Below are 6,720 nucleotides of genomic sequence, written 5' to 3'. Positions count from 1 at the left end.
GGAAGGCGTGCGGGTGCCGGTGGTGCCGGGAGACGGGAACGCGGGGCGAGCTGTCATGCTGTCGGTCGGAAATCGGGCGCCGCACGAAGCGGCGCGTTAAATGGAAACGGCCGGCGCGTGATGCGCCGGCCATGCGGTCACGACGTACCGGTCAGATCGCCGGTGCCGCGCTCAATGCGGTGCCGAGCGTCGGGTCGAGATACAGCGGCGTCGTGTTCGGCTTCGACGTGAAGTCGAACAGCGCGCGCAGGTCGCCCGCCGTCGCATCGAACGAACCGCCGCCGATGCGCTGGCCGCCGAGCCAGTTGTCCTCGATGAAGCGCACGACGGACGACTGGTCGATCATCGTGTGGTCGACGTAGTTCTGCTTCGCGTACGGCGAGATCACGATCAGCGGAATGCGCACGCCCGGGCCGCAGCGGCCGTTCACGGTCGCGCCGTTCACGCCGGTGGTGCCGCCCGTGCCGCACTTGCCGCTGCCGTTGACCTGGTCGACCGGGTCCGACGATGCACGCGTCGGCGCCGTGTACACGTGGTCGTACCAGCCGTCCGAGTCGTCATAGGTGACGATCACGGCCGTGTTCTGCCAGTCCGGCTGCTGCTGCAGGAAGTTGACGACCTTCGTCACGAACGCCTGCTCGTCGAGCGGATCCGAATAGCCTGCGTGCGCGTCCTGTGCGGCCGGGGCCTTCAGGTAGCTGACCGACGGGAAGTTGCCGGCCTTCACGGCGGCGAAGAAGTCGTCCGTGTCGTACTGGTGGTTCGCCGGTTCGGCGGTCTTGCCGTCCGTCTGGAGGCTCGCGCCGATCGCCGCGACCGAGCTCGGGCGCGTGTGCTGCGGGTTCGCGGTCGACGCGTAGTACTGGAACCAGTTGTGGTGCGGGATGTAGTCCGACGTCGCGGCGTTCACGGCGGTGGCGACCGTGCTGCGGGCGCAGCCCGTGGTGCCGTTGCCGTTCGTCGTCGACAGGTTGAAGCCGCCCATGAAGCCGCCCCACGTGATCTTCGCGCCGTTCAGCAGGTCGCCGATGTTCTTGCCGGTCATCATCGCCTGGTCGGTCGTGCTCGAGCACACGTCGTAGCCCGGGTCGACGTCGTTGATCATCGTGAAGCCGCCCTGGCCGTCATTGATGTAGTACGAGCTCTTCGCGAGCGTCGACGGCTGCGCGGACGTCTTGACGACCTGCATGCCGTTGGTCTGGCCCGACACGACGTTCAGCGCGCCCGGCGTCGACGGGCCGTACGACGTCGTGTACATGTTGTCGCTCATCGCGAAGCGCTGCGCGTAGTTCCACAGTGCGGTCACCGTGTTGCCGTCGAAGTAGCCCATCACCTGGCCCTTCGTGCCGAACGCGCCGGCGCCGCCGGACGAGCCCTTGCCGGTGTATTTCGGGAACAGGTCGGCGAGGCCGTTGTCCTCGGCCTGCTGCTCGGCCGTGTACGCGTGGTTCTGGTCGGCGGTCGCGGCTTGCGTGCGGTCGAGACGGAACGGGTTCGCCGCGTCGGTGCCGTTGGCCGTGTTCGTGAAGTTCGGGTTCGCGGTGAGCAGCGTGCCCGTCAGGCCGTTGGGCGTCGGCGTGCCGGACTTGGCGGTGAAGGCCGGTTCGCCCGACGGGTTCGTCGCGTTCGGGTAGGTGCCGAAGTAGTGGTCGAACGAGATGTTTTCACCGTAGATCACGACGACGTGCTTGATCGGCGTGGCGGTCTGCAGCGCATCCTGCGACGACACGGCAGGCGTCGACGTGGGGTCGTCGCTGCCGCCGCAGGCGAACAGCGCCAGCGCTGCGGCAGCGCAGGCGGTGACGAGCAAGGCTTGACGGAACATCGGGAAACTCCAGGTAAGGTCTTCGATGGTGGAGAGCGGCCCCGTCGCCGTGTCGGTTCGGCGCGGAGCTCGTGAGAGAGCACGCGCATTGAAACAGTCGCGTATGAAGATATGGGGACGGAGTGTTTTCGCGATGGTTGCGCTGCGGTATCGATTTCATTACGGCGGAATGCCGGGCGAAAGAGAACGGAAAGGGGCAGACCGCCCGCCACTTTTGCGTCACATACGACTGCGCGCGGGGCCGCTGCCGCGGATCCCGCACGGGGCGGGCGAAAGGGCGGGGTCGGCTGGTTTGCGCGCGGTGCTGCGCTGCGCCAGTTTTTTGACAATCGAATGACGGATTCATACGATGAACGCCCTGCGGCGACGATTCCGCGTGGCCGACCGTCAGTGAGTATTCAACGTGCCGATCCCCGTTCTGTTTGCGGTTCTGTGTGCGGCGTTCCTTCATGCGTCATGGAATGCGCTCGTCCGCAGCAGCGGCGATCGGCTGCGGTCGGCCACAGTGCTGCAGATCGCGATCGGGCTGTTCGCGCTGCTGTTCCTGCCGGCAGCGGCGCCGATCATGCCTGTGAGCTGGCTGTATGTCGTCGCATCGGCTGTACTGCACGTCGTCTATACGCTGCTGCTGGTGCGCGCGTACGAGCACGGCGACCTGACCGTCGCATATCCGGTCGCGCGCGGCACCGCGCCGCTGCTCGTCACGCTCGGCGCGGCGGCGTTCGCGGGCGAGCACCTGAATGCGGGCGCGCAAGCCGGGCTCGTGCTGATCTGCGCGGGCATCATGGCGATCGGCCTGGAGCGCGGGCGCGACGCGAAGCACCGGATGATGCAGGTCCTGCCGACCGCGTTCGCGACCGGCGTGTCGATCGCGGCCTACAGCGTGGTCGACGGGATCGGCGTGCGGGAAAGCGGCAACACGGTCGGCTACACCGCGTGGATGTTCGTGCTGACGGGCGCGATGATGGCCGCGTACTACCGGCTGCGGGCGGGGCCGTTGCGGCTCACGCAGGATGTCGGCGAAACGGCGAAGGCGGCGTGCGGCGGCGTGTTCGCGGCGCTCGCATACGGCATCGTGATCTGGGCGATGGATCGCGCGCCGATGGGGCCGGTGTCGGCGCTGCGGGAAACGAGCGTGGTGTTCGCTGCGCTGATCGCACGCGTGTATCTCGGCGAGCGGCTGACGCCGCGCCGGGCGGCCGGCTGCGTGGTGATCGCGGCGGGGGCGTTGCTGATCAGTGCGTTTGAAGCGGTGAGGTGAACGGGCCGGCGGGTGCGCGGCCCGTGGCTTCAGGCATCAGGCATCAGGCTTCAACCGGCATCGCACTCGTGCACTTGATCTCGTCGAGACACACGCTCGAATGCACGCCGCTCACACCGGGAATCCGCATCAGCGTCTCGAGCAGGAACTGCGACAAGCCCTTCAGGTCGTGTGCGACGACCTTCAACACGTAGTCGATGTCGCCCGTCACGGAAAAACACTCCTGGATCTGCGCGAGATCGGACACCAGTTTCTGGAACTTCGACAGGTCGCGGATATGCCCGCGCTCCATCGTCACGTGCACGAAAGCGGTGACGCCAAAACCGAGCGTGTCGGGGCACAGCCGGGTTTCGTAGCGACGGATCGCGCCGATCTCCTCCAGCCGCCGGTGGCGGCGCAGCGTCTGCGCGGGCGACAGGCCGACGGCCTTCGCCAGATCGAGGTTCGACGCGCGGCCGTTCTCCTGCAGGATCGATAGCAGATGGCGATCGAGGCGATCCAGAACCGGTTCATGCATTTTTGTTTCCTCGTTTGTCTCCTGGATGCAATCTTATCTCATAATGTAGGGTTTGCATGAACGGGTTACGAAACCCGATTTCGTCGTCGCGACGCTAAACTGACGCCGGGTTTTCGTGTGCGAACGCAGCAAGGCGGGCGCGGCGACAGTCGGCGGCCGGTCTGGCGGGTACGCCGACACGAATCGGGCGCCGCCACGCGAAGATTGCAGTCCCCAACCCGGCGGCTCCACGAACGGCCCCGGCACAGCAAAACAGCGCCCGGCACACCGAGGCGCGCCGCACCGCTTCAGGCGGGAGCGGACAGAGTGGAGAAGACATGGTTTCTGGAAACGAGAGCGACGGCCTGAAGCGCGGGCTGAAGAACCGGCACATCCAGCTGATTGCGCTCGGCGGCGCGCTCGGCACGGGGCTGTTCCTCGGCATCGCGCAGACGATCAAGATGGCCGGCCCGTCCGTGCTGCTCGGCTACGGGGTGGCCGGCATCATTGCGTTCTTCATCATGCGCCAGCTCGGCGAGATGGTCGTCGACGAACCCGTCGCCGGCTCGTTCAGCTACTTCGCCAACAAGTACGTCGGCCACTTCACCGGCTTCCTGTCCGGCTGGAACTACTGGGTACTGTACATCCTCGTCAGCATGGCCGAGCTGTCGGCTGTCGGGATCTACGTGCAGTACTGGTGGCCCGGCGTGCCGACCTGGGTGTCGGCGCTGGTGTTCTTCGTCGCGATCAACCTGCTCAACCTGGCGAGCGTGAAGTCGTACGGCGAGACGGAATTCTGGTTCTCGATCATCAAGGTTGCCGCGATCGTCGGCATGATCGGCTTCGGCGGCTGGCTGCTCGCGAGCGGCCACGCAGGGCCGGAGGCCACCGTCCGCAACCTGTGGCAGCACGGCGGCTTCTTCCCGAACGGCGTGTCGGGGCTCGTGATGTCGATGGCGGCGATCATGTTCTCGTTCGGCGGGCTGGAGCTGATCGGAATCACCGCGGCCGAGGCCGACGATCCGAAGCGCAGCATTCCGCGCGCGACCAACCAGGTCATCTACCGGATCCTGATTTTCTACATCGGCGCGCTCGCCGTGCTGCTGTCGCTGTATCCGTGGGAAAAGGTCGTCAGCGGCGGCAGCCCGTTCGTGCTGATCTTCCACGCGCTGAGCAGCAACGTGGTCGCGAACGTGCTGAACGTCGTCGTGCTGACGGCCGCGCTGTCGGTCTACAACAGCGGCGTGTACAGCAACAGCCGGATGCTGTTCGGCCTCGCGCAGCAGGGCAACGCGCCGAAGGTGCTGTGCTCGGTGAACAAGCGCGGCATTCCGCTCGCCGCGCTCGGCGCGTCGGCGCTCGCGACCGGCGTGTGCGTGCTGATTAACTACTTCATGCCGGGCAAGGCGTTCGAGGTGCTGATGGGCCTCGTCGTGTCGGCGCTGATCATCAACTGGGCGATGATCACCCTGATCCACCTGAAGTTCCGCCAGGCGAAGCGCGCGGCCGGGGAGGAGACTTCCTTCCGCAGTCTGGGCTATCCTTTCACGAATTACCTGTGCCTGGCATTCATGGCCGGCATTCTCGTCGTGATGTACCTGACGCCGGATCTCCGCCTGTCGGTGTACCTGATCCCGGTATGGCTCGCGGTGCTCGCAGTCGGGTATCGCTTCCGTCAGAAGAATGCAGGCTATGCGGTGCACGACAGCGCATCCGCACGCTGATACAGGCCACGACCGATCATTCTTCCAAACGAGACCGACATAGCCATGTTCGAACACATCGACGCGTACCCGGGCGACCCGATCCTGACGCTCAACGAGAACTTCCAGAAAGATCCGCGCGACCAGAAGGTCAACCTGAGCATCGGCATCTACTTCGACGCCGAAGGCCGGATTCCGGTGATGGGCGCCGTGCGCGAAGCCGAAACCGCGCTGCAGCGCGACAGCAGCGCGAAGCCGTACCTGCCGATGGTCGGCCTGCCCGCGTATCGCGACGCGGTGCAGGCGCTCGTGTTCGGCGCCGATCACCCGGCCCGCGCGGCCGGCCGCATCGCGACGCTGCAGACGCTAGGCGGCTCCGGCGCACTGAAGGTGGGCGCCGATTTCCTGAAGCGTTACTTCCCGGATGCGCAGGTGTGGCTCAGCGATCCGAGCTGGGAAAACCACCGCTTCATCTTCGAGCGCGCCGGCTTCACGGTGAACACGTACCCGTACTACGACGAGGCGACGGGCGGCCTGAAGTTCGACGCGATGCTCGCGGCGATCGACGCGCTGCCGGCGCGCAGCATCGTGCTGCTGCACGCGTGCTGCCATAACCCGACCGGCGTCGATCTCGACGAAGGCCAGTGGGAGAAGCTGATCGACGTGATCGAGGCGCGCGGGCTGCTGCCGTTCGTCGACATGGCGTACCAGGGCTTCGGCGCAGGCCTCGACGCGGACGCGTTCGCGGTGCGCGAACTGGCCCGCCGCGGCGTGCCGGCGCTGGTCGCGAACTCGTTCTCGAAGAACTTTTCGCTGTACGGCGAGCGCGTGGGTGGCCTGAGCGTCGTCTGCGAGGATGCCGCTGCCGCCGACCGCGTGCTCGGCCAGTTGGCCGGTGCCGTGCGCTCGAACTACAGCAACCCGCAAACCTACGGCGCGAAGGTCGTGGCGGCCGTGCTCGGCACGCCTGCGCTGCGCAAGCAGTGGGAAGAGGAACTGGCGGCGATGTGTCGCCGCATCGCGCGGATGCGCCAGTCGATCCATGACGGCCTGCGCGACCACGTCAGCGGCGAGGCACTGACGCGCTACGTGAAGCAGCGCGGGATGTTCACGTACACGGGCCTGACCGAATCGCAGGTCGACGCGCTGCGCGAAGTGCACGGCGTGTACATCCTGCGTTCGGGGCGGATGTGCGTGGCGGGCCTGAACGACTCGAACGTCGCCATCGTCGCCGATGCCATCGGCAAGGTGCTGAAGAGCGGCGTCTGATCGCGGCGTGCTCCGGCGCGCCACGCGGCTGGCCGAACCGGCTGTCTCCCGCAAGGGGGCAGCCGGTTTTTTGTTGGGCGGCCGCAATGTGCGCCACGCGGCTGACGCTCGGGCAGGCGCGGGGGTACGATCACGGAATCCGACGCAATACGACAAGGAGCGACAT

5 protein-coding genes are annotated in these 6,720 nt (G+C 66.5%); 3 read left to right on the top strand and 2 right to left on the bottom strand.

Annotation, left to right across the window (positions count from 1 at the left end; translation table 11 throughout):
• Positions 1-151 precede the first annotated feature (151 nt).
• A complete protein-coding gene (locus tag JYJ84_RS24965; RefSeq protein ID WP_122946975.1) occupies positions 152-1,825 on the bottom strand; it encodes a phospholipase C in 1,674 nt (557 codons plus the stop codon).
• A gap of 403 nt (positions 1,826-2,228) precedes the next feature.
• On the opposite strand from JYJ84_RS24965, the gene JYJ84_RS24960 reads away from it, so the two are divergent.
• The gene (locus tag JYJ84_RS24960) at positions 2,229-3,086 is read left to right on the top strand and encodes an EamA family transporter (protein ID WP_175222053.1); all 858 of its coding nucleotides are present in this window, start codon (positions 2,229-2,231) and stop codon (positions 3,084-3,086) included.
• 43 nt (positions 3,087-3,129) lie between these two features.
• Here JYJ84_RS24960 and JYJ84_RS24955 read toward each other — a convergent pair whose 3' ends face one another.
• Positions 3,130-3,603: an Lrp/AsnC family transcriptional regulator gene (locus JYJ84_RS24955; RefSeq protein WP_122946977.1), complete on the bottom strand. Its 474-nt coding sequence runs from the start codon at positions 3,601-3,603 to the stop codon at positions 3,130-3,132.
• Between the two features lie 317 nt (positions 3,604-3,920).
• Between JYJ84_RS24955 and JYJ84_RS24950 the strand changes: the two genes are divergently transcribed.
• Complete coding sequence (locus tag JYJ84_RS24950; protein ID WP_043183656.1) at positions 3,921-5,306, top strand: amino acid permease; 1,386 nt, start codon at positions 3,921-3,923, stop codon at positions 5,304-5,306.
• A gap of 45 nt (positions 5,307-5,351) precedes the next feature.
• On the top strand, positions 5,352-6,554 hold the full coding sequence (locus JYJ84_RS24945) for an amino acid aminotransferase (protein ID WP_122946978.1): 1,203 nt from the start codon (positions 5,352-5,354) through the stop codon (positions 6,552-6,554).
• The last annotated feature ends 166 nt before the right edge of the window (positions 6,555-6,720 follow it).

The organism is Burkholderia sp. LMG 13014, from assembly GCF_905232215.1.
In the GTDB taxonomy this organism is placed as follows: Bacteria; Pseudomonadota; Gammaproteobacteria; order Burkholderiales; family Burkholderiaceae; genus Burkholderia.
Note: the sequence above shows the minus strand (reverse complement) of the source record. Positions and strands in the feature narration are given on the sequence as shown.